This window comes from Parerythrobacter lacustris, assembly GCF_024626475.1.
Classification (GTDB): domain Bacteria; phylum Pseudomonadota; class Alphaproteobacteria; order Sphingomonadales; family Sphingomonadaceae; genus Parerythrobacter_A; species Parerythrobacter_A lacustris.
Genome location: NZ_JANKHH010000003.1, coordinates 95529 through 118036, shown reverse-complemented (window position 1 = coordinate 118036; position 22508 = coordinate 95529). Strand labels below are relative to the sequence as shown.

Annotated in this window: 16 protein-coding genes; 11 read left to right on the top strand and 5 right to left on the bottom strand. The window is 65.1% G+C overall.

The window, feature by feature from the left end:
• The first annotated feature begins 65 nt into the window (after positions 1–65).
• Both NSO95_RS03925 and ribB read left to right on the top strand, forming a co-directional pair.
• On the top strand, positions 66–674 hold the full coding sequence (locus NSO95_RS03925) for a TetR/AcrR family transcriptional regulator (protein WP_257594853.1): 609 nt from the start codon (positions 66–68) through the stop codon (positions 672–674).
• 68 nt (positions 675–742) lie between these two features.
• A complete protein-coding gene (gene ribB, locus NSO95_RS03920) occupies positions 743–2029 on the top strand; it encodes a 3,4-dihydroxy-2-butanone-4-phosphate synthase (RefSeq protein ID WP_257594852.1) in 1287 nt (428 codons plus the stop codon).
• Between the two features lie 16 nt (positions 2030–2045).
• Here the strand turns inward: ribB and NSO95_RS03915 are convergent, their stop codons facing one another.
• A complete protein-coding gene (locus NSO95_RS03915) occupies positions 2046–3563 on the bottom strand; it encodes an MFS transporter (RefSeq protein WP_257594851.1) in 1518 nt (505 codons plus the stop codon).
• Between the two features lie 118 nt (positions 3564–3681).
• Complete coding sequence (locus NSO95_RS03910; RefSeq protein WP_257594850.1) at positions 3682–4749, bottom strand: LacI family DNA-binding transcriptional regulator; 1068 nt, start codon at positions 4747–4749, stop codon at positions 3682–3684.
• A 272-nt stretch (positions 4750–5021) separates the two neighbouring features.
• Here NSO95_RS03910 and NSO95_RS03905 point away from each other — a divergent pair, with 272 nt between their 5' ends.
• The 7 genes from NSO95_RS03905 (at position 5022) to NSO95_RS03875 (ending at position 17224) form a co-directional block, all read left to right on the top strand.
• On the top strand, positions 5022–7769 hold the full coding sequence (locus NSO95_RS03905) for a TonB-dependent receptor (RefSeq protein WP_257594849.1): 2748 nt from the start codon (positions 5022–5024) through the stop codon (positions 7767–7769).
• Positions 7770–7830: 61 nt separating this feature from the next.
• On the top strand, positions 7831–9345 hold the full coding sequence (locus NSO95_RS03900; RefSeq protein WP_257594848.1) for a tryptophan halogenase family protein: 1515 nt from the start codon (positions 7831–7833) through the stop codon (positions 9343–9345).
• Complete coding sequence (locus tag NSO95_RS03895) at positions 9345–11174, top strand: alpha-amylase family glycosyl hydrolase (RefSeq protein WP_257594847.1); 1830 nt, start codon at positions 9345–9347, stop codon at positions 11172–11174. Before NSO95_RS03900 ends, NSO95_RS03895 begins: the two co-directional genes overlap by 1 nt.
• Positions 11137–12783, top strand: a complete 1647-nt coding sequence (locus NSO95_RS03890; protein ID WP_436278019.1) for an alpha-amylase family glycosyl hydrolase — start codon at positions 11137–11139, stop codon at positions 12781–12783. The genes NSO95_RS03895 and NSO95_RS03890 overlap by 38 nt, the downstream gene beginning before the upstream one ends.
• Positions 12784–12786: 3 nt before the next feature.
• Positions 12787–14820: a glycoside hydrolase family 97 protein gene (locus NSO95_RS03885; protein ID WP_257594845.1), complete on the top strand. Its 2034-nt coding sequence runs from the start codon at positions 12787–12789 to the stop codon at positions 14818–14820.
• Between the two features lie 41 nt (positions 14821–14861).
• Positions 14862–15731 carry an alpha/beta hydrolase gene (locus NSO95_RS03880; protein WP_257594844.1) on the top strand — a complete coding sequence of 290 codons (870 nt, stop codon included), beginning with the start codon at positions 14862–14864 and terminating at the stop codon, positions 15729–15731.
• Positions 15728–17224 (top strand): tryptophan halogenase family protein, encoded by a 1497-nt coding sequence (locus tag NSO95_RS03875; protein WP_257594843.1) that lies wholly within the window; start codon positions 15728–15730, stop codon positions 17222–17224. The genes NSO95_RS03880 and NSO95_RS03875 overlap by 4 nt, the downstream gene beginning before the upstream one ends.
• Before the next feature lie 42 nt (positions 17225–17266).
• Here NSO95_RS03875 and NSO95_RS03870 read toward each other — a convergent pair whose 3' ends face one another.
• Positions 17267–18430, bottom strand: coding sequence for an acyl-CoA dehydrogenase family protein (locus tag NSO95_RS03870; RefSeq protein ID WP_257594842.1), 1164 nt, complete (start codon positions 18428–18430; stop codon positions 17267–17269).
• A 96-nt stretch (positions 18431–18526) separates the two neighbouring features.
• On the opposite strand from NSO95_RS03870, the gene NSO95_RS03865 reads away from it, so the two are divergent.
• Positions 18527–19402 carry an alpha/beta fold hydrolase gene (locus tag NSO95_RS03865; protein ID WP_257594841.1) on the top strand — a complete coding sequence of 292 codons (876 nt, stop codon included), beginning with the start codon at positions 18527–18529 and terminating at the stop codon, positions 19400–19402.
• A gap of 378 nt (positions 19403–19780) precedes the next feature.
• Here NSO95_RS03865 and NSO95_RS03860 read toward each other — a convergent pair whose 3' ends face one another.
• Positions 19781–20083, bottom strand: coding sequence for a GIY-YIG nuclease family protein (locus NSO95_RS03860; RefSeq protein ID WP_257594840.1), 303 nt, complete (start codon positions 20081–20083; stop codon positions 19781–19783).
• A gap of 349 nt (positions 20084–20432) precedes the next feature.
• Here NSO95_RS03860 and NSO95_RS03855 point away from each other — a divergent pair, with 349 nt between their 5' ends.
• Positions 20433–21059 (top strand): hypothetical protein, encoded by a 627-nt coding sequence (locus tag NSO95_RS03855; protein ID WP_257594839.1) that lies wholly within the window; start codon positions 20433–20435, stop codon positions 21057–21059.
• Positions 21060–21365: 306 nt separating this feature from the next.
• Here the strand turns inward: NSO95_RS03855 and NSO95_RS03850 are convergent, their stop codons facing one another.
• Complete coding sequence (locus NSO95_RS03850; RefSeq protein ID WP_257594838.1) at positions 21366–22508, bottom strand: acyl-CoA dehydrogenase family protein; 1143 nt, start codon at positions 22506–22508, stop codon at positions 21366–21368.

Here is a 22508-nt window from a genome sequence, read left to right as displayed (position 1 = left end):
GCACAATTGAACGATGTTCAATATAAATATTAGACAGTGTTCAATTGGGTGCTAGGATGCTGCCCATGGGGCGGCGATCCGATCATACTCCGGCGCAATTGCGCGCGCTGTTGCTCGGCGAAGGGCACCGGTTGATGGCGGAGGTCGGCTATGCCGGCTTCTCGGGCCGGCTGGTTGCCCGGCGCGCGGGCTACACGGTCGGGACGATCTACAATGTCTTCGGCTCGCTCGACGGGCTGGTGGCGGCGATCAACACCCGCACCTTCGCGCTGTGGGCCGAATGGTTGCGCGACGCACTCGAACGCGGCGGAGAGGACCGCATCGCCAGCCTGGTGCGCGGCTATTTCGACTTCGCCCTCGCCCATCCCCAACTGTGGTCGGCGATCTACGAGCATCGACTTCCCGACGGGGCTTCGCTGGCGGAGGAAGACCTCGCGCACCGCGCCGAACTGACAGGCATTGTCGAGGACGAGGTTGCACTTGTGTTGCCGGCAGATACGGAGCTCGACGTCGCGCGTTTCGCCCGCTCGCTCATTGCTTCGGTCCACGGCCATTGCAGCTATGTCGTCTCGGGCAGCTTCGCCCTGCTCGACGAACCCGATCCGCTGGGCAGCGCGCTGGCGCGGGTGCGCGAATCGCTGGCCTACCACGGGACGCTGCGGCAGATCTCCTGACGCGGTTTCACATTGTAATGTGATTCCCGGTTTGACGAATCACAGTCGACTGAATATTCCTGCCATCCATGAGCGAACTCACCATCCAGCAGCGCATCCGCACCCTCGTCGACGCGGGCAAGATGTCGCGATCCGCCATCGCCCGCGCCGCCGGGCTGCATGCCAATTCGCTGCGCGACTGCACCGAGCCGCAGTGGAACCCGACCGCCGAAACGCTCGGCAAGCTCGAAGCCTTCCTCGAGGCCAATGACGACCGCCCGGTCCTCGCGAGCATCGAGGAAATCATCGACGAGGCGCGCAACGGGCGGATGTATATCCTGGTCGACGACGAGGATCGCGAGAACGAAGGCGACCTGATCATCCCGGCGCAGATGGCCACCCCGGCGGCGATCAATTTCATGGCGATGCACGGACGCGGGCTGATCTGCCTCTCGCTCACCCGCGCGCGCTGCGACCAGCTCGGGCTCGAACCGATGAGCCGCAACAACCGCGAGTTGATGCAGACTGCTTTCACCACCAGCATCGAGGCACGCGAGGGCGTGACCACCGGGATCAGCGCGGCCGACCGCGCGCGCACCGTCAGCGTCGCGATCGACAGTTCCAAGGGGCCGGACGACATCGTCACCCCCGGCCACGTCTTCCCGCTGGTCGCGCGCGACGGCGGGGTGCTGGTGCGCGCCGGCCATACCGAGGCGGCGGTCGATATCTCGCGGCTCGCCGGCCTCAACCCCTCGGGCGTGATCTGCGAGATCATGAACGAGGACGGCACGATGGCGCGGCTCGACGATCTGGTCGGCTTCGCGCGCAGGCACGATCTCAAGATCGGCACCATCCGCGACCTCATCGCCTACCGCCTGCGCCACGACCATTTCGCCGAAATGCGCGCCGAAGCGCGGTTCTCCAGCCGTTGGGGCGGCGACTGGACCGCGCTCGCCTTCTACAACAGCGCGACCGGAACCGAACAGATCGTGCTGAGGAAGGGCCATGTCGACCCTGCCAGGCCGACGCTGGTGCGGATGCATGCGCTCGACATGTTCAACGACATCTTCGGCAAGGACAGCCCCGACGACCGCGTGCTCGCCAAGTCGATGGAGATCATCGGGCGCGAAGGGGCGGGCATCATCGTGATGATCCCGCGCGCCTCGGGCGGCTTCATCGCCGACCAGGTGCGCAAGCTGAAAGGCGAGCCGACCGAGCCGATGGATGCGCTGCGCGATTACGGCGTGGGCGCGCAAATCCTCAACGAACTCGGCGTGCACGAGATGGAACTGCTGACCAACTCCGACCGCTCGCTCGTCGCGCTCGACGGGTACGGGGTGTCGATCGTCGGCAAGAGGGCGATCGATCTGGATTGAGCGCCGGCGCGCCCGGTCAGGCCGGGTTGTCGGCGGGCACCCTGACGCGCAGCATGGCCAGCGCGGCCACAACCAGCGTCCCGGCCGCGAAAGCCATCGTCCAGATCGGCTCGGTCGGGAAGAAGGCCTTCATGATCGATCCCATCACCGTCGCCACCAGCAGCTGCGGCACCACGATAAAGACGTTGAAGAGCCCCATGTATATCCCGAGCTTGGCCTGCGGCAGGCTGCTGGCGAGAATGGCATAGGGCATCGCCAAGATCGAGGCCCAGGCGATTCCCTTCAGGACTTCGCACACGATCAATAGGTTCGGGTCGCGCAGCACGAAAAAGCCAAGGAACCCCGCCGCGCCGAGCATGAGACAGATGGTGTGGGTCATTGCCTTGCCGAAGCGCCTAGCGAGAACTGGGAGCAAGGCCAGCGCCGCGATAGCGGCCACGCCGTTCTGGATGGTGTAGATCAGGTTCCACCAGTTGGCTCCTTCGTTGTAGGCTGCGGTGGTCGGGTCGGCACTGCCGAAGAAGTATTGCGAGACGATCGGCCCGGAATAGATCCACATGATGAACAGCGCCGACCAGCTGAAGAACTGGACCAGCGCCAAACGCTTCATGGTTTCCGGCATGCCGGAGAAGTCTCCGACAATGCTGGAGAGCATGTTGGCGCTCTTGCCCTGCTTCGCCAGCATGATCCCGATGGCGGACAGCACGCCGTAAGTGGCGAGAAGCCCGCCGAGGAGGTAGATTTCTTTCTCGAGACCCAACGGCGCAACCAGCAAGGCTACTCCGCCACCGGCAGCGATCCACGCGAGCGGCCCGACGTAGCCCTTCTGCGCCAACGCAGCTACACCGGCGCTGTCTTGCACTTCGCGCTCGGCCTCGAACTCGGCCAACTGCTCGGGCGAGTACTCCTGCGTGGTCAAGACCGTCCATCCGATTGCCGCGAACAGGGCGACAGCTCCGGCCCAGAAACTCCAACGCACGGTTTCGGGTATCTCCCCGGTCGCCGCGACATTGCTGACGCCGAATTGTTCGAGCAACCAGGGGAAGATCGCTGCGGCTACGGCACCGGCACCGATGAAGGCCGTCTGCACGGCATAGCCGGTGGCGTGCTGCGACCTGTCGAGCATATCGCCGACGAAAGCGCGGAACGGCTCCATCGAGATGTTGAGCGACGCGTCGAGGACCCACAGCAACAAAGCAGCAAAGACCAACGGCGCTGCAAAGGTCGGCGCGAGAGGCATCAGGAAGAGCGACAAGGCTGCGAAAACCGCGCCGGTCAGGAAATAGGGGCGCCTGCGACCAAGCACGTTCCAGGTCCGGTCGGACAGATATCCGATGATCGGCTGGACGATCAGACCGGTCAACGGAGCCGCGATCCACAGGACGGGCAGGTCGTCCATGCTCGCGCCCAGAGTCTGGAAAATGCGGCTCATGTTCGAGTTCTGAAGGACGAAGCCGATCTGGATTCCGAAGAAGCCGAAGCTGATGTTGAATAGCCCAGCCCAGTTCTGGCGCGGCTTTTCGCGTCCGGTCATTTCCGTCTCCCAATCGGTGCGCGCGGGCTCTCGCCGCGCTGGCACCTTCGACGGCTGGCAGCAAAACGCCGGGCCGACAACACGCATACGAATGTATTGCCGGTGATTTCGCGTCCGCTCAGGCGGCTGGGCGCACTGCGGCAGGCGTGGGCTGGCCGACCGTGCTGGCCCGGATCACCAGCCGTGCGGGCAGTTCGCACCGGGTGATTGCATCCCCTTCGATCGCTTCGGTCAGCACGTCGAGCAAGGCCCCGCCCGCGCCGCGCAGGTCCTGCATCAGCGTGGTCAGCGGCGGGCTGGTGTGGTTCGCCGCCGGAATATCGTCGAAGCCGACGATCGCGACATCGCCCGGCACGCGTAGCCCGGCTTCGGCCAGCGCCTGCATCGCGCCGATCGCGATCAGGTCGCTCGCGGCGAATATCGCATCGAACGGTCGCCCGTCGGCGATCAGGGACTTGGCCGCGATATAGCCGTCGGCCTCGTTGGTCAGCGCATCCTTGCGCAGCCTGCTATCCGGCTCGATCCCGGCTTCGCGCATCGCCGCGCAGCACCCGGCGTAGCGGTCGGCGAATTCGGGATAGCCCTCGTCGGCATCACCGAGGAAGGCAATTCTCCGCCGGCCCAGCGACAGGAGGTGCTCGCCCGCCAGCTTCCCCGCACCGAAATTGTCCGAACCCACCGTCGGCCCGATATTGTCTTCGCGCACCGATCCCCAGCGAACGAAATGCGTGCCCTGCTCGACCAGCTTTTCCAGCTTCTGGGCATAGGCGGTATAGTCGCCATAGCCGAGCAGGATCAGCCCGTCGGCGCGGTGGCTGTCCTGGTATTTGACGTGCCAGTCGTCTTCCATCCGCTGGAACGAGATCAGCAGGTCGAGCCCGCGGTTGGCGCATTCGCGGGTGATCGAGCCGAGCATCGAGAGGAAGAACGGGTTGATGTTGGAATCGTCCGCCGTCGGGTCCTCGAAGAACAATAGCGCGATGGTGTTGGCGCGTTGCGAGCGCAGCGATGAAGCGTTCTTGTCCACCGTGTAGTTGAGCTCGCGCGCGATCGCCTCGATTTTCTCGCGGGTCGCCGCGCTGACCGCCTTGTCGCCGCGCAAGGCCCGGCTGACCGTGGGCTGCGAGACCCCGGCGCGATAGGCGATGTCGAAGCTCGTCGGCTTCCCTGTGGGTTGGCGGCCCATCATCTCTCCCTTGGGAGCAGACCTATCCCTCGCACGCGCGCCGCGCAATGAGCGCGCTGAGCGGCACCGCGCGTTTCAGGCCAGTGTGACAATTTGATGCAATCGCGCAACACCGCTCCGTTGTGCGCCGCACAAACATACGTATGCTGACTATGCGAAGGCAGTGTTCTTGGCCGAAAGGCACAATCGAGGGGCCCGAATTACTTGGTTCGGCACCCCAAAAGATTTGTGACTATCGCCGCAGGGGTGCGGCGGGACTGGGAGAAGACACTGTGATCAAACGCAATTTCCTCACGTCGGGAATCAGCGCGCCGGCACTCGCCCTCGCGCTCGTCGGCGGATTCGCACCGCAAGCCGCGCTGGCGCAGGACGCCGACGACGAAGAAACCGCCGAGGCCGGCGAGAACGAGGACGATGTCATCATCGTCAGCGGTTTCCGCGCCTCGCTCGAAAGCGCGGTCGCCGAAAAGCGCAACAGCGACCAGATCCTCGAGTCGGTGACGGCGGAAGACATCGGCAAGCTGCCCGACTCGTCGATCGGCGAGTCGATCGCCCGCCTGCCCGGCCTGACCTCGCAGCGCCTCAACGGCCGCGCCAACGTGATCGCTATCCGCGGTTTCGGCCCCGATTTCTCGCAGACCCTGCTCAACGGCCGCGAACAGACCACCACCAGCGACAACCGCTCGGTCGAGCTTGACCAGTATCCCTCTGAAATCGTCAATCAGGTGGTGGTGTACAAATCGCCCACCGCCTCGCTGGTCGGCCAGGGCCTGGTCGGTACGGTCGATATCCGCACCGTCCGCCCGCTCGAAACCAGCAAGCAGGTGCTCGCGGTCGGCGCGCGCGCTTCCTATGCCGACCTCGGCAAACTCAATGCCGGTTCGAAGGATATCGGCTATCGGCTCAACGCGGCCTTCGTCGACCAGTTCGCCGAAGATACGGTCGGCCTCTCGCTGGCCGCCTCTTACGTCAGCGAGCCCTACCAGCTGCAGGAATTCAACGCCTGGGGCTACGCCGGTTCGGGCACCGCAGCATCGCCGAGCGTGATCGGCGGATCGAAGAGCTTCGTCACCTCGACCGAACTCAAGCGCTTCGGTGTGAACGGCACGCTGCAATACCAGGCCGCGCCGACCATCATGGTGACGCTCGACGGGTTCTATTCGAACTTCAACGACGACCAGTCGAAGCGCGGGATCGAACTGCCGCTCGGCTTCGGCGCGTTCGGCACCACCACCACGATCGGCAATGTCGAAGACGGCTTCGCCACCTCGGGCACATTCAACAATGTGCGCGGCGTGGTGCGCAACGACATCTTCCAGCGCAAGGCCGACCTCTATTCGTTCGGCTTCAACGTCGATCACGAAGGTGACGACGGCTGGAACGCCTTCTTCGACTTCGGCTATTCGCGCACCGACCGCAACGAGCTGAGCCTCGAAAGCTATGCCGGCACCGGGTTCAACGGTGACGACACGGGCAATGGCGCATCGGCGACGATCGGCTTCCAGTCTGGCCCGACCGGCACGGTGTTCAACCCCTCGCTCGACTATTCCAACCCGGCGCAGATCTTCCTCACCGACCCGCTCGGCTGGGGTGGCGGCACCGTGCCGCAGGCGGGTTACTTCAACAACCGCATCATCGACGACGAGCTGCTGCAGTTCCGCGCCGAGGTCGAGAAGGAATTCGAAGGCGGCTTCATCCGCAGCGTGCAGTACGGCATGAACTACACGACGCGCGAGAAGAGCCTGACCCCCGACGAGGCCTTCGTTCGCCTGCCGAACGGTGCGCTCACCGCTACCGTGCCGAGCCAGTTCCTGCTGCGTTCGACCGACCTTAGCTACCTCGGCCTTGGCCCGATCGTGAGCTACGACGCGCGCGACCTGATCGATGCGGGTGTGCTCGTTCTCGAGCCCCGCGTCGCGACCGGCCCGAACGCCGCCGCCGACGTGCTGGGCAAGGGCTACACCGTCAACGAAGACCTGATGACCGCCTATCTCCAGGCAAATATCGAGCAGGAGCTGGGCGGCGGCACGCTGACCGGGAACATCGGGGTCCAGGCGGTCAACACCAACCAGAAATCGACCGGCTTCATCTTCACCCCGACGGGCCCGCAAGAGCGGACCTTCGGCGATGACTTCTGGGATGTGCTGCCGAGCCTCAACCTCTCGCTCCGCCTCGACAGCGACACGGTGATCCGCCTTGCCGCCGCGCGCGAGATCATGCGTCCGCGGCTCGACGACACCCGCCTGTCGATCGGCTACGGGATCGACAATTCGGTCCCCGGCGGGATTATCCGCGGCGGCGGGGGCAACCCGTTCCTGCGGCCCTATCGTGCGAATGCGGTCGACTTCAACATCGAGCAGTATTTCGGACGCGGGGGCGTGGTCGCGGTCCAGCTGTTCTACAAGGACATCAAGAGCTTCATCTTCAACGGCCGCTTTGCGTTCGACTATGCGGGCTTCCCCGAACCGACCGGCGCGGCGGGCTTCCCCAACCTTCCGACGGTGGGCACGCTCGATGCGCCGATCAACACCGGTGGCGGCGATCTGTACGGCGGCGAACTGGCGGTCACCCTGCCCTTCGCCACCTTCAGCGAGGCGCTCGACGGGTTCGGCATCACTGGTGGTGCGGGTTACACCAAGACCAATGTCGAGGATGCGGGCGGCAACGAGACGCAGATCCCCGGCTATTCGAAGTGGGTGGTCAACGGCACGGCCTATTTCGAGAAGAGCGGTTTCAACGCCCGCGCCAGCGCTCGCTACCGGTCGACCTTCCTCGGTGACTTCACCGGCTTCGGCGGTTCGCCGACCCGCAGGATCGCGCTGGGCGAGACGATCATCGATGCGCAGATCGGGTATGATTTCCCCGACGACAGCGCGCTCAACGGCCTCTCGCTCTACCTCCAGGGCCAGAACCTGACCGACGAACGCTTCGCTTCGATCGGCGGCAACCGCAACCAGGTCGTCGATTACCAGATCTACGGCCGCCGGTTCCTTGCAGGCTTCACCTACAAGTTCCGTTGACGCATAACGGGCCCCGGCACCGCGCCGGGGCCCGCCAGCCTCATCCGCAAGAGAGGCACGAATGACCAAGCAGTCGGCAATGAGAATCGTCATCGTCGGCGGGGGAACGGCTGGCTGGATGACGGCGGCGGCCCTCGCCCGCTTCACGCAGGCCAGCGTCACGCTGGTCGAGTCCGATGCGATCGGAACCATCGGCGTGGGCGAGGCGACGATCCCGCAAATCCGCCTGTTCAATGCCGGGCTGGGGATCGACGAAGCCGAGTTCCTGCGCGAGACACGCGGCAGCTTCAAACTCGGGATCGAATTCGCCGGATGGGCGGGCGAAGGCCGCAGTTACATGCACGCCTTCGGCAATATCGGCCAGCCGCATGGCCTGCTGCCGTTCCACCACTACTGGCTGCGCGCGCGCGCCGCAGGCAAGGCGAAGGACCTCGCCGCCTATTCGCTCAACGAAGCGGCGGCGCGCCGCAATGCAATGCAGATCTGGCGCAGCGAACCGGGCCAGCCCGCGCCCGACATGCCGTGGGCCTATCACTTCGATGCCGGCCTCTATGCCGCCTATCTCCGCCGCTATTGCGAAGCGCGCGGCGTGGCGCGGATCGAAGGGCTGGTCGGCGACGTCGTGCGCGATGGTGAGAGCGGGGATATCGCCTCGATTGCCTTGCAGGGCGGCGAGACGGTAACCGGCGATTTCTTCATCGACTGCACCGGCTTCCGCAGCCTGCTGCTCGGCGAAGCGATGGGGAGCGCCTTCCTCGACTGGACCCACTGGCTGCCGTGCGACCGCGCGATCGCGGTGCCCTGCGCGGCCAAGGGCGATTTCACCCCCTATACGAAGAGCACCGCGCGCAAGGCGGGCTGGCAATGGCGAATCCCGCTGCAACACCGGATCGGCAACGGCCATGTGTTCTGCAGCGCCTTCATGGAGCAGCAGGAGGCGCTCGACATCCTGCTCGCCCATCTCGATGGCGAACAGCAGGCCGAACCCAACACGCTGCGCTTCACCACCGGCATGCGCGCCGAGCAGTGGCGCGGCAATTGCCTCGGCATCGGGCTCGCCGCCGGGTTCATGGAGCCGCTCGAATCGACCAGCATCCACCTGATCCAGTCGTCGATCGCGCGCTTCCTCCAGATGCTGCCCGGGGCACGGATCGACCCCGCCATCGCTGCCGAGTTCAACCGCCACGCACGCTTCGAGTGGGAGCGGATCCGCGACTTCCTGATCCTGCACTACCATGCCAACGGCCGCACCGGCGAGCCGTTCTGGGACCATTGCCGTGCGATGGCCTTGCCCGATACGCTGGAGGCCAAGATCGCACAATTCCGCGCCACCGGCTTCATCCATCGCGAACACGAAGAACTGTTCACGCCGGAAGGCTGGCTGCAGGTCTTCGCCGGGCAGGACGTGATGCCCGAAAGCTGGAACCCGATCGCCGACGGACTACCCGACGAACAGCTCGCCGCGATGATGCTCCGGATCGAACAGGGTGTCGAACGCATCGCCGCCACCCTGCCGCCCCACGTCGAATTCTTGCGCGCCTATTGCATGCCCCCGGACCAGAGGAAGTCTGCCTGATGAAACCGTTCCTTGCCCTCGCCGCCTCCCTCCTGGCGATCTCCACCGCCGCTCCGGCATGGGCCGAGCATCACGACGGGGCCGATACGCTGCGCGAGCGCCTGCCGCAGGACGAGGTGGTCTATTTCGTCCTCCCCGACCGGTTCGAGAACGGCGATCCATCGAACGATCTCGGCGGCCTCCCGGCGGACCGGCTAAAGAGCGGGTTCGACCCCGCGCATAAGGGGTTCTACCACGGCGGCGACCTCAAGGGGCTGATCGCGCGGCTCGACTACATCCAGGGCATGGGCGTCACCGCGATCTGGTTCGCGCCGATCTTCAAGAACAAGCCGGTGCAAGGCCCGAAGGGCGACGAAAGCTCGGGCTATCACGGATATTGGGTGACCGATTTCACCCAGGTCGACCCGCATTTCGGGACCAATGACGATTTCCGCACCTTCGTCGACGCGGCGCATGCGCGCGGGATCAAGGTCTATATGGACATCATCACCAACCACACCGCCGACGTGATCCGTTATGCCGAGGACCAGTACCAGTATCGCAGCAAGGCGGACTATCCCTACTCGACCCGCGGCGGGCCGGATGGGGCGCCGATCAATTCGGGCTTTGCAGGTGACAAGGACCCGAGCGCGGAAAACTGGGCGAAGCTGACCGATCCGTCCTTCGCCTACACCCCGGTGGTTCCGGCGTCAGAGAAAGACGTCAAGGTCCCCGCCTGGCTCAACGATCCGATCTATTACCACAATCGGGGCGACAGCTTCTGGATCGGCGAGAGCAGCGTTTACGGCGATTTCGTCGGGCTGGACGATCTTGCGACCGAACACCCGCGCGTGGTTTCGGGCATGATCGAAATCTTCGGCGACTGGATCGACCGCTACGGGATCGACGGCTTCCGCATCGACACCGCCAAGCATGTGAACCCGGAATTCTGGCAGGCCTTCGTCCCCGCCATGCTCGAACGGGCCGAAGCGAAGGGCATCCCCAATTTCCACATCTTCGGCGAGATCGCCTACCAGAGCCCCGATGCAATCATCAACGCGCGGGTGATGGCCGAAAGCGGGCTGCCCTATGCGCTCGACATGGGTTTCGCGGCAGCGGCGCAGCAGGTCGCGAGCGGCAAGCAATCGCCGCGGGTGATGGCCGAGTTCCTCGAGCAGGACGCGATCTATCCCGGCGGCGCAAAGACCGCGACGGGCCTTCCGACCTTCCTCGGCAATCACGATTTCGGGCGCTTCTCGATGTTCGTGAAGCAGAATGCGCCCGATGCCGATGCCGACGAACTGCTCGCGCGGGTGATGCTCGGCCATGCGATGATGTTCACCCTGCGCGGCGTGCCGACGGTCTATTACGGCGACGAACAGGGCTTCGTTTCCGACGGCAACGACCAGCTCGCGCGCGAGGATATGTTCCCGAGTAAGGTCGCGGTCTACAACGATAACACCCTGCTCGGCACCGATGCGACTACGGCGGAGAGCAATTTCGATACCAGCCATCCGCTCTACCGCCAGATCGCCGAGCTCTCGAAGGCGCGCACCGGCAGCGCGGCGCTGCGGCGCGGATTGACGACGATCCGCAATTTCGATCACGAAGGCCCGGGCCTGCTCGCGGTCGAACGCCACGATGCCGACAGCGGGGAGCGAGTCCTGCTCGCTTACAACACCAGCGGCAAAGCGATCACCCGCAATGTAGAGATCGATTATCGCGCGACCAGCGTGTCGACGCTGCTCGGCGACTGCCCCGCCGCACCCGCCGCGCCGGGAACAATCACCCTGACCCTGCCGCCATACGGCTATGCGGCCTGCGCCCTGCACACGACGGAGAACGACTGACGTGGCCACCGCTCCGCAACCCGCGATCGATCCCGCGCGCCCGTGGTGGAAGGGCGCATCGATCTACCAGATCTATCCGCGCAGTTTCCAGGATTCGAACGGCGACGGGATCGGCGATCTGCCGGGCATCGCATCGCGGCTCGATTACGTTGCCGAGCTGGGCGTCGATGCGATCTGGATTTCGCCCTTCTTCACCAGCCCGATGAAGGATTTCGGTTACGACGTCGCCGACTACTGCGGCGTCGATCCGATCTTCGGTACGCTGGCCGATTTCGATACGCTGGTCACCCGCGCACATGGGCTGGGCCTCAAGGTCCTGATCGACCAGGTTTATTCGCACACTTCGGACGAGCACCCATGGTTCGCCGAATGCCGGTCGTCGAAACATAACGACAAGGCCGACTGGTATGTGTGGGCCGATGCCAAGCCCGACGGGTCGCCACCTTCGAACTGGCAATCGGTATTCGGTGGGCCCGCCTGGACATGGGATGCCAGGCGCGGCCAATATTACATGCACAATTTCCTCAGCAGCCAGCCGCAGCTCAACCTGCACAAGCCGGCGGTGCAGGATGCGATGCTGGCGGTGATGCAGTTCTGGCTCGACCGCGGGGTCGACGGCTTCCGCATCGATGCGCTCAACTTCGCGATGCACGATCCGCAATTGCGCGACAATCCCCCCGCGCCCGACAGCGGCAAGCCGCGCAGCCGCCCGTTCGATTTCCAGCTCCAGTCGCACAATATGTCGCACCCCGACATACCGCGCTTCATCGAACGCATCCGGATGCTGACCGATCGCTACGACGCGGTGTTCACCGTGGCCGAAGTCGGCGGTGCCGATGCCGGGGCGGAGATGAAAGCCTTCACCGACGGCGAGACCCATCTCAATTCGGCTTATGGCTTCAACTTCCTTTACGCCGACCGGCTGACGCCCGAGCTGGTATGCGCGGCTCTGGGCGAATGGCCGGATGCAGGCGGCACCGGCTGGCCGAGCTGGGCGTTCGAGAACCACGATGCGCCGCGCGCGGTTTCGCGCTGGTGTGCGCCCGAGCATATCGAGCCGTTCGCGCGGCTCAAGATGGCGCTGCTCGCCTGCCTGCGGGGCAACATCATCCTGTTCCAGGGCGAGGAACTGGGGCTGGAACAGGACGATATCCCGTTCGACCAGCTGCAGGACCCCGAAGCCATCGCCAACTGGCCGCTGACCCTGTCGCGCGACGGGGTGCGCACCCCGATGCCGTGGACCGCGCAGGACGAATTCGGCGGCTTCACTACCGGCACCCCGTGGCTCCCGCTGAGCGAAGCCAACCTCGCCCGCGCGGCGGACCGGCAGGCGGCGGACAGCGAAGCGATGCTGGCGTTCACCCGCGAAGCGCTCGCGCTGCGCAACGCCAACCCCGCGCTGCATCATGGCAGTGTGACGTCCTGCATCGCCAAGGGAAGCCTGCTCGATCTGACCCGCGCCGGCGATGGCCAGCGGGTTCGCTGCCTGTTCAACCTCGGCCCCGACCCGTTGCCGCTGTCCGATGCGCGCGGCAAGGTCCTGCTCGCCGTCAATTCCGCCACCCCCGACACCCTGCCGCCCTACGGCGCGCTCATCCTGGAGATCTGACCCATGCGCCTGCTGCTCGCCGCCGCTTCCACCCTCGCCCTCGCGGCCCCGCTGTCCGCCGCCGAGGTCTCGTCGCCGGACGGACGCATTACGGTCGAAATGAATGTCGATGGCGACGGGGTGCCGTTCTACCGGGTCGAGCGCGACGGCAAGGAGCTGATCGCCGAGAGCGACCTCGGCTTCCTGTTCACCGACGAAGAGCCGATGCGGCGCAACTTCACGGTCGAGAGCGAAAGCACCTCGAGCGCGAATGCGACCTGGGAACAGCCGTGGGGCGAGCGCCGGTTTGTCCGCGACAACCACAACGAACTGCTCATCACCTTCCGCGAAAACCGCGAGAACGCCAAGCGGGCGCTGACCGTGCGGATGCGGGTGTTCGACGACGGGATCGGCTTCCGCTACGAATTCGACCGTCCGGCGGGCCAGGTGACCAACATCGCCGACGAGCAGACCGAATTCGTCATCGCGCCCAAGGGGACCGCGTGGTGGATCAACGCCGGCGCGTTCAACCGCTACGAATATCTCTACAATCAGACCCCGATCGACGCCGTTTCCACCGCGCATACGCCGATGACCATCCGGCTGGAGGATGGGACGCATCTTTCCTTCCATGAGGCAGCACTGGTCGATTATTCGGCGATGTGGCTCAAGCGGTTCGACGGGCAGCGGTTCCGCGCCACGCTCTCGCCCTCCAGCCGGGGGCCGAAGGTGGTGCGCACTGGAGCCTTCACCACGCCGTGGCGCAGCATCCGCATCGCGCAAGACGCCGCCGGGCTGGTCGAGAATGATCTCGAGCTCAATCTCAACGAACCCAACGCGCTGGGCGACGTCAGCTATTTCAAGCCGGCCAAATATATCGGCATCTGGTGGGGGATGATCTCCAACCGCTGGACCTGGGCGCAAGGCGAGCGCCACGGCGCGACCACCGAGCGGGCCAAGCAATATATCGACTTCGCCGCCAAGCATGGCTTTCGCGGGGTCCTGATCGAAGGCTGGAACGTCGGGTGGGACGGCAACTGGTTCGGCAACGGGCGCGATTACAGCTTCACCGAGGCCTATCCCGATTTCGATTTCAAGGAAGTGACCGCCTACGCCAAGAAGAAGGGCGTCCATATCATCGGCCATCACGAGACCGGCGGGAATATCGAGGTCTACGAGGCGCAACTCGAAGACGCGCTCGACCTCTACGCCGCCAACGGGGTCGATGTGATCAAGACCGGCTATGTCGCCGATGCGGGCGGGATCATCTCGTGCAACGCCGATATTGCCGATCCGTGCGGGGACGAGGTGTTCGAATGGCATGACGGCCAGCGGCAGGTGCAGCATCACCTCAAGGTGGTGACCGAGGCTGCGGAGCGGAAAATCGCCATCAATCCGCACGAGCCGGTGAAGGACACCGGGCTTCGCCGCACCTACCCCAACTGGGTCGCCCGCGAAGGCGCGCGCGGGCAGGAATACAACGCCTGGGGTGCCTTCGCCAACGGGCCGGACCACGAGCCGACGCTGGTCTACACCCGCATGCTGTCCGGCCCGATGGATTATACGCCGGGCGTGCTGGGGCTGGTCGGCGACAACAATTACCCCATCGCCTCGACCAAGGCGAAGCAGCTCGGGCTCTATCTCGCGATCTATTCGCCGATCCAGATGGCGGCCGATTTCGTCGAAAGCCTCGCGGCGCACCCGAAAGAGCTGGAGTTTATCAAGGCGGTCCCGGCGGACTGGGCGGAAAGCAAGCTGCTCGAAGGTGCGGTGGGCGACTACGCGATCTTCGCGCGCAAGGATCGGGGCAGCGAAGACTGGTATGCCGGCGGGGTCAACGACGCGACCGAGCGGACGGTGACGCTGACCTTCGACTTCCTCGACGAAGGCAAGAGCTATCAGGTCAAGGTGTGGAAGGACGGTCCCGAAGCGACCTACCTGACCGAAAAGCGCCATGACATCGCCTATGAGACACTGACGGTGCAGAAGGGCGACAGCTACACCGTGCGCCTCGCCCCCGGCGGCGGGCTGGCGATGCAGCTCAAGGCCGGCAAGTGAGGTGGCTCGCGGTCCTGCTGGCGGTGTTCTTGGCGGGGTGCGTGACCTCGCAAGGCACCAAGGCTGATATGGGCCGCTTCGTCGAATTGGAGCAGGTAGCCGCCGCCGGTCTGCCGGACCAGCGGCTGAGCATCTGGCTTCCGCCCGGCTACGACAGCGGCACGCGGCGCTATCCGGTGCTCTATATGCACGACGGGCACAATCTGTTCGATCCGGCCAAGTCCAACTTCAACAAGGTGTGGGCGGCGGACAGGGCGATGCTGGCGGCGATGGCGAGTGGCAAGGTGCAGCCGCATATCATCGTCGGGATCTGGGCTCCGGGGGCGGACCGCTATCGCCAGTATCTGCCGCAATCGATCTATGATGCGGCAGAGGGCACCCCGCGCGCGGCAATGGAGGCGATGACCGGCGGGCCGGTGATGAGCCGGGCCTATCTCGACTGGCTGGCGGGTCCGCTCAAGCAGCGGATCGATCGCGACTATCGAACCCAGCCGGGCCGCGAAAGCACAACGATCATGGGATCGAGCATGGGCGGGCTGATGTCGTGCTATGCCTTCCTCGAACGACCCGAGGTCTATGGCCGCGCCGGCTGCGTCTCCTCGCACTGGCCCGCCGCCGATCCGCGCGCGGTGGGCGAGGCCAATCCCGAGCTGATTGCGCTGTGGGACGGCTGGTTCGCCGCGCGGCTGGGCAAGCCCGATGGCCGCCGCCTGTGGATGGACCACGGCACCGCCACGCTCGACCAGTATTACGCGCCGTACCAGCAGGCGATCGACGCCCGTTTTGCCGCCCAAGGCTGGGCCGAGGGGAAAGACTACCGCTCCGAGGTCTATGAGGGCGCCGAGCATGAGGAAAACGCCTGGGCGCAGCGCTTGCCGGAAATTTTCGGCTGGCTACTGTCGGAGCGATGAGCGAAGCGACACCGCCCGATGTAGTCATCCTCGGCGGGGGCAGCGCGGGGTGGATCACCGCCTGCCTGCTGCACCGGGAATGGGCGCACAAAGGTGGCTCGGTCACTGTCGTCGAAAGCCCCGAGATCGGCATCATCGGGGTGGGCGAAGGCTCGACCCCGCAGCTCAAGGCCTTTTTCGACATGCTCGGCGTGGAGGAAGGCGCGTGGATGCCCGCGTGCAACGCCACTTTCAAACTCGGCATCCGCTTCAACGGCTGGAGCGAGCGGGCGGGGTTCGAAAGCTATTACCACCCCTTCCCCGGCCCGGTGGACCTGCACAGCGAGCCGCACTTCCTCCAGAACTGCCTGCTCGCGCGGCACGGGATGGACGTCCCTGCGCATCCCGATCCGTGGTTCCTCGCCACCCTGCTGAGCGAGCACGGACTCGGGCCGCATCCGGATGAAAGCTTCCCCTTCGCCCCCAGGTATGGCTATCATTTCGACGCCCACGCCATCGGCGCCTTCCTGCGCGACTGGGCGGTTGAACGGGGAGTGCGGCACTTGCCGCTCAAGGTTTCCGCGGTCGAACGGACGGGTGACGGCGATATCGCCGCGCTGCTGTGCGAGGGCGGGGAGAGGGTCGCAGGCACGCTGTTCGTCGACTGTTCGGGCTTCCGCTCGCTGCTAGCGCAGCAGGAACTGGGGGTGCCCTTCCTCCCCTTCGCCGAGAACCTGTTCAACGACCGCGCCGTTGTGATGCCGACCGGGCACGCCGCGCCGTTCCGGCCGCAGACCGATGCCACCGCGATGACAGCCGGCTGGCGCTGGACCATCCCGCAGACCAATCGGGTCGGCAACGGCTACGTCTATTCCTCGAACTACATCTCCGACGAAGACGCCGAGGCCGAACTGCGCGCCGCGCTGGGGCTGGGTGAGGGCGGGCCGGAAGCGCGCTTCCTCAGGATGAAGGTCGGGCGGGTGGCGGAGACCTGGCACCGCAATTGCCTCGCGGTCGGCCTGTCGCAGGGCTTCCTCGAACCGCTCGAGGCGACCGCGCTGCATATCGTCATCGCCACCGCGCTGGAGTTTGCCCAAGCCTACGAGGCGGGCGGTTTCGGACCGCAGCACCGCGAGGCGTTCAACACCTCGATCGCCGCGCGCTACGAAGGGATTCGCGACTATATCGTGGCGCATTACCGGCTCAACCAGCGGACCGACACGCCATACTGGCACGACAATGCAGCGAACCCGAAGCTGTCCGACGGGCTCAAGGCGATGATGACCGCGTGGTTCCGCCAGCAGGACCTGCTCGCCGCCAACGACGCGGCCTATGGCGGAAAGCGTTACTACGCCAATGCGAGCTGGCACTGCCTGTTCGCGGGCTACGGCACCTTTCCCCCCGCTGGCAAACTCCAGCCCGCCCCGCCGGAGGCCCGGGTGGCCGACTTCGACGGGGTGCAAGGCATGCTGGAAGCCTGCGCGCGGAATTTCGCGGAGTACGCGCCGCTCTAATTCCTCCCCCACCGGGGGAGGAACCCGCTCACATCCCGCCTCTTACATTCCTCTGGCGATCACCATCTTCATCACCTCGTTCGAGCCGCCGAAGATGCGGGTCACGCGGCAATCGCGATACATGCGGGCGATCGGGTAATCGTTGATGAAGCCCGCGCCGCCGTGGAACTGCAGGCACTTGTCGACCACTTCACCCTGCAGCTCGGTGACCCAGTATTTCGCCATGCAGGCGGTCGCGACGTCGAGCTCGCCCTTGAGGTGGCGCGCGATGCAATCGTTGACGAACACCTTGGCGGCGGTCGAGCGCGCCTTGAGGTCGGCCATCACGAACTGGGTGTTCTGGAAATCCCAGATCGTCTTGCCGAAGGCCTTGCGGCTCTTGGTGTATTCGAGCGTGGTTTCGAGCGCCTTTTCGATCCCCGTCATCGCGCCCATGGCGATGATCAGCCGTTCCTGCGGCAGCTCGCCCATCAGCTGGTAGAAGCCCTTGCCCTCGACCCCGCCGAGGACATTCTCCGCCGGCACGAAGACATCGTCGAAGAACAGCTCGCTGGTGTCCGCCGCATCGAGCCCGATCTTGTCGAGCTTCTTGCCGCGCTGGAACCCTTCCGCCCCATCGGTCTCCAGCAGCATCAGCGAAATGCCCTTGGCCCGCTCGTTCGGGTCGGTCTTGGCGACGACGATGATGAAATCCGCCGTCTGGCCGTTGGAGATATAGGTTTTGGCCCCGTTGATGCGGTAACCGTTGCCGTCCTTCAGCGCGGTGGTGGTGATGCTCTGCAGGTCCGACCCCACGCCCGGCTCGGTCATGGCGATCGCGCTGACCAGCTCGCCGGTGACCAGCTTGGGCAAGTATTTCGCCTTCTGCTCCTCGGTCCCGTGGCGGACCAGATAGGGCAGGATCACGGTGTTGTGGAGTGAAGCGGCAAAGCCCTCGACCCCGTGCTTCGCCTGCTGGTCGATCACCACCATGTCGTGCCGGAAATCGCCGCCGTGGCCGCCGTATTCGGTCGGGACCGACACGCCGAGCAGCCCCGCCTCGCCCGCCTCGCGCCAGAAATCGCGCTCGACCTGGCCGTTCTCGCGCCACTGGAGGACGCGCTTTTCGGGCGCATGCTGCTGGTAGAACTTGCCCACCGCATCTGCGAAGATCGAGATCTCCTCGTCTTCCATGAAGGCGGGCGGCGGCACGTCGAGTGCGGGCATGGTGGCAATCCTCTCTCGCTTTTTGGTTGCCTGGCAGCCTATCCTATCGGTAGCGAACCGCAACGCAAATTTACGCTTACGTGAAGGGAAACCCGCTTGGATCTCATCGGCCCCACCAGCCAGAGCTTCATCAGCCAGCGCACCAAGCTGCACTATGCCGACTGGGGCAACGAAGGCGCGCCGCCGCTGATCCTGCAGCACGGCGGGCGCGACCATTGCCGCAGCTGGGACTGGGTGGCGGAGGAGCTGCGCAAGGACTGGCACGTGATCTGCCCCGACCTGCGCGGCCACGGCGACAGCGAATGGACCAACACCGGGGTCTATACCGTCAGTTCCTATGTCTATGATCTGGCGCAGCTGATCCACCAGCTCGAACTCGCCCCCGTCACCATCGTCGCGCACTCGCTCGGCGGCAATGTCAGCCTGCGCTATGCCGGGATGTATCCCGAGAAGGTGCGCAAGATTGTCGCCATCGAAGGGCTCGGCCCCAGCCCCAGGGTGCAGGAAAAGATGGCCGCGACGCCGTGGTACGATCACCGCAAGCAATGGATCGACAAGAAGCGCGAGGCCTCCGCACGGCAGGTGCGCCGCTACGCCAGTTTCGCCGAAGCGCTCGACCGGATGCACGAGGCGAACAGCTACTTGAGCCGCGCGCAGGCCGAACACCTCACCCGCCACGGCGCGATCCGCAACGAGGACGGCACCTGGAGCTGGAAGTTCGACCCCCACCTCCACGCTTGGCCGCCCGACGACATCACCATGGACCAGCTGGAAGAGCTATGGGGCCGGATCACCTGCCCCGCCCTGATGATCTACGGCAACGACAGCTGGGCGAGCAATCCGGAGAAGGACGGCCGCATCGCGCACTTCGGCGACAATGTGAAAGTCAGCGCCTACGACCGCGCGGGCCACTGGGTGCACCACGACCGGTTCGATGATTTCGTGGCGGAGGTGCGGGGGTTTATCGGGTGAGGGGGCAATGGATTGCCGCGTCGCCTGCGGCTCCTCGCAATGACGAACGGTAGATTGCCGCGTCGCCTGCGGCTCCTCGCAATGACGAACGGTAGATTGCCGCAGCGGTATTTGCTTCAGCCTCCCCTTCCCCTTCGCCCGTCATTGCGAGCGGCGAAGCCGCGCGGCAATCCAGAGCTGCACGGTACCACCCTGGATTGCCGCGTCGCTGCGCTCCTCGCAATGACGGAGGTGGAGGTACATACAGAGAAACGAGACACCTTGTCCCTTTTCCCGTCATTGCGAGCCGACGCAGTCGGCGTGGCAATCCAGGGCGGAACGCACCACCGCTCTGGATTGCCGCGTCGCCTCTGGCTCCTCGCAATTACGAGGGTAAGGCTAAGGCGCGCTAATGTCGGGGTAGAGGTCGCGCCACTGCGGATTGCCGGCCTCGATCAGCGCCAGCTTCTTCGCTCGTGATCCGGCCTTAATCTGCTTCTCGCGCAGAATGGCGTGCTCCATCGTGCCGCACAATTCATACCACACCAGCAGTTTGCAACCGTACCGATTGGTAAAGCCGTCGATGACGCCTTCGCGGTGCTGCCACGCGCGCTGCGGCAGATCCGACGTGACGCCGACGTAGAGCGTACCGTTGCGCCTGTTCGCCATGATATAGGCGGCAGGCTGGATGTCGCGAGGCATTTCGGGAAACTGGCGGGTAATGCCACCTCGCGCAAGTCGTCAATTCCCCTCTCGGTCATTGCGAGCGGCGAAGCCGCGCGGCAATCCAGAGCTGCACGGCACCACACTGGATTGCCGCGTCGCTGCGCTCCTCGCAATGACGAGATTTGCGGGCCAGGAGCGCGGCACACCCGATCCCTCCCCCTTCCCCGTCAATGCGAGCGCAGCGAAGCAATCCAGGCGGAACGCACTACGGCTCTGGATTGCCGCGTCGCCTGCGGCTCCTCGCAATGACGATGAATGCGAGTGTTCGGGCTCACGCGACCAAAACCATTTTCCTACACGCGCAAATTCTGCCTTATGCTCGCGGATGACGACTCATCCCGATCCCCGTTCGTTCGAGGGCGCCGGTGACACCACCGCCGCCCCTAAAGCCCATTCAACCCCCGCAACCCCTGACATCACCCCCGAACCCGGCCGCCACGACGGCTGGACCCCTGCCCGGCAGGCCGCGTTCCTGCGCGAGCTTGCGGCGACGCACAATGTCGCCGCTGCCGCGCGGGCGGTCGGGATGGGGCGGCAGTCGGCCTACAAGCTGCGCGCGCGGCTGAACGGCCAGCCGTTCGACAAGGCGTGGGAGGCTGCGTTCCTGACCCGGTTCGACGTGCTGGCCGAAGCGGCGCTCGACCGCGCGCTCAACGGGGTCGAGGTCCCGCATTACTACAATGGCGAATTGATCGGCACGTCGCGCAAGTATGACGAGCGGCTGACGCTGGCGCTGCTCGCCATGCGCGGCGGGCTGGAGCGGCCCGATCCCTCGCCCTTCGATCCCGCCAGCGCTTTCGAGTCCGAAGAGATCGGCGCGCTGATCGCACGGGTCGAGCATGGGCCGGAGCGCTGGCTGGAGTACAAGGACGACGAACTCGAAGCACGCGGCGAATTTGAACAGGGGGCGGGGGCTCCCCTCGCATCGCCTTTGCTGGAAAACGGGGAATGACTGTTCAATTTCAGTGCTTTAGTCTGACGCGGTGAAGGCGACACAGTGTCGCTTTCGTCGCCAGGGTGTCGCCTGACCTAGCCGGAAACGATTGTCCGCCCTCCCGTCACCCCGACCCACGTCACTCCCTTCCCGTCACCCCCTCCCCGTCACCCCGGCCTCGAGCCGGGGTCCCGCTTGCTTGAGGCAAGCGCCGAGGCCCAAAGGAAGCGGGACCCCGGGTCAAGCCCGGGGTGACGGCAGCGCCCGGAGTGAGCGTGCCCCTCCACCAGCTACGCTGGTCCCCCTCCCCGTGCCGGGGAGGAATCAGATCGAGCGCGAAATCACTTCCTTCATGATCTCGTTGGTGCCGCCGAAGATGCGGGTCACGCGGGCGTCGCGCCACAGGCGGGCGATCGGGTATTCGTTCATGTAGCCCGCGCCGCCATGCAGCTGGAGCGCGGTGTCGACCGCTTCCCACTGCAGGTCGGTGTGCCAAAGCTTGGCCGCGCTGGCCTCGTCGGTGGTCAGCTTTTTCTCGAAGTGCCGCAGCAGCGCCCAGTCGAGATGCGCCCAGCCGACCTGCAGCTTGGCCTTGAGATCGGCGAGGGTGAACTTGGTGTTCTGGAACTCGAACACGGCTTTGCCGAAGGCCTTGCGGTCCTTGGTGAATTCCACCGCGAGGTCGAACGCCTTTTGCGCCGCCGCCTGCGCGCCGACCGCGATGCCGAGGCGTTCCTGCGGCAGCTCCTCCATCAAATGGACGAAGCCGCTGCCCACCCCGCCGAGCACGTTTGCCTTGGGCACCCGCACATCCTCGAAGAACAGCTCGCTGGTATCCGCGCTGTGCTGGCCGATTTTGTCGAGGTTGCGGCCCTTCTCGAAGCCGGGCATCCCGTCCTCGACGCAGATCAGCGTGGTGCCCTTGGCGCCCATCGCCGGGTCGGTCTTGGCGACCACGATCACCATGTCGGCGTTCTGGCCGTTGGTGATGTAGGTCTTGGAGCCGTTGACGATATAGTCGTCGCCATCCTCGCGCGCGGTGGTGCGGATGCCCTGCAGGTCGCTGCCCGCGCCGGGTTCGGTCATCGCGATAGCGGTGATGATGTCGCCGCTGATCATGCTGGGCAGGTACTTCCGGCGCTGTTCTTCGGTCCCCAGCCGCTCGACATAGTTGGCGGTGATGTCGTTCTGCAGGGTGAAGCCGGCGGAGGAACCGAGATAGGTCAGTTCTTCGGAAACGATCGCGCAATAGCCGAAGTCGAGCCCGAGCCCGCCGTTCTCTTCCTTGACCGTGGGGCACAGCAGCCCCGCCTCGCCGACCGCCTTCCACGTCTCGCGCGGGACGATGCCGTTGGCTTCGTGCTCGTCCAGGTAAGGTTCGAGATGCTGCGCGAAGACCTTGCGCACGGTGTCGCGGAACATCGCGTGGTCTTCGTTGTAGGCGAAGCGGTGGGCGGTATCGAGCAT

What these genes read in the sequence shown, in the direction of transcription:
- NSO95_RS03850 (WP_257594838.1), bottom strand. Translation starts at nt 22,508, where the DNA reads ATGCTCGATACCGCCCACCGCTTCGCCTACAACGAAGACCACGCGATG.
- NSO95_RS03890 (WP_436278019.1), top strand. Translation starts at nt 11,137, where the DNA reads ATGCGGCCTGCGCCCTGCACACGACGGAGAACGACTGACGTGGCCACC.
- NSO95_RS03860 (WP_257594840.1), bottom strand. Translation starts at nt 20,083, where the DNA reads ATGCCTCGCGACATCCAGCCTGCCGCCTATATCATGGCGAACAGGCGC.
- ribB (WP_257594852.1), top strand. Translation starts at nt 743, where the DNA reads ATGAGCGAACTCACCATCCAGCAGCGCATCCGCACCCTCGTCGACGCG.
- NSO95_RS03900 (WP_257594848.1), top strand. Translation starts at nt 7,831, where the DNA reads ATGACCAAGCAGTCGGCAATGAGAATCGTCATCGTCGGCGGGGGAACG.
- NSO95_RS03885 (WP_257594845.1), top strand. Translation starts at nt 12,787, where the DNA reads ATGCGCCTGCTGCTCGCCGCCGCTTCCACCCTCGCCCTCGCGGCCCCG.
- NSO95_RS03855 (WP_257594839.1), top strand. Translation starts at nt 20,433, where the DNA reads ATGACGACTCATCCCGATCCCCGTTCGTTCGAGGGCGCCGGTGACACC.
- NSO95_RS03925 (WP_257594853.1), top strand. Translation starts at nt 66, where the DNA reads ATGGGGCGGCGATCCGATCATACTCCGGCGCAATTGCGCGCGCTGTTG.
- NSO95_RS03895 (WP_257594847.1), top strand. Translation starts at nt 9,345, where the DNA reads ATGAAACCGTTCCTTGCCCTCGCCGCCTCCCTCCTGGCGATCTCCACC.
- NSO95_RS03870 (WP_257594842.1), bottom strand. Translation starts at nt 18,430, where the DNA reads ATGCCCGCACTCGACGTGCCGCCGCCCGCCTTCATGGAAGACGAGGAG.
- NSO95_RS03875 (WP_257594843.1), top strand. Translation starts at nt 15,728, where the DNA reads ATGAGCGAAGCGACACCGCCCGATGTAGTCATCCTCGGCGGGGGCAGC.
- NSO95_RS03910 (WP_257594850.1), bottom strand. Translation starts at nt 4,749, where the DNA reads ATGGGCCGCCAACCCACAGGGAAGCCGACGAGCTTCGACATCGCCTAT.
- NSO95_RS03915 (WP_257594851.1), bottom strand. Translation starts at nt 3,563, where the DNA reads ATGACCGGACGCGAAAAGCCGCGCCAGAACTGGGCTGGGCTATTCAAC.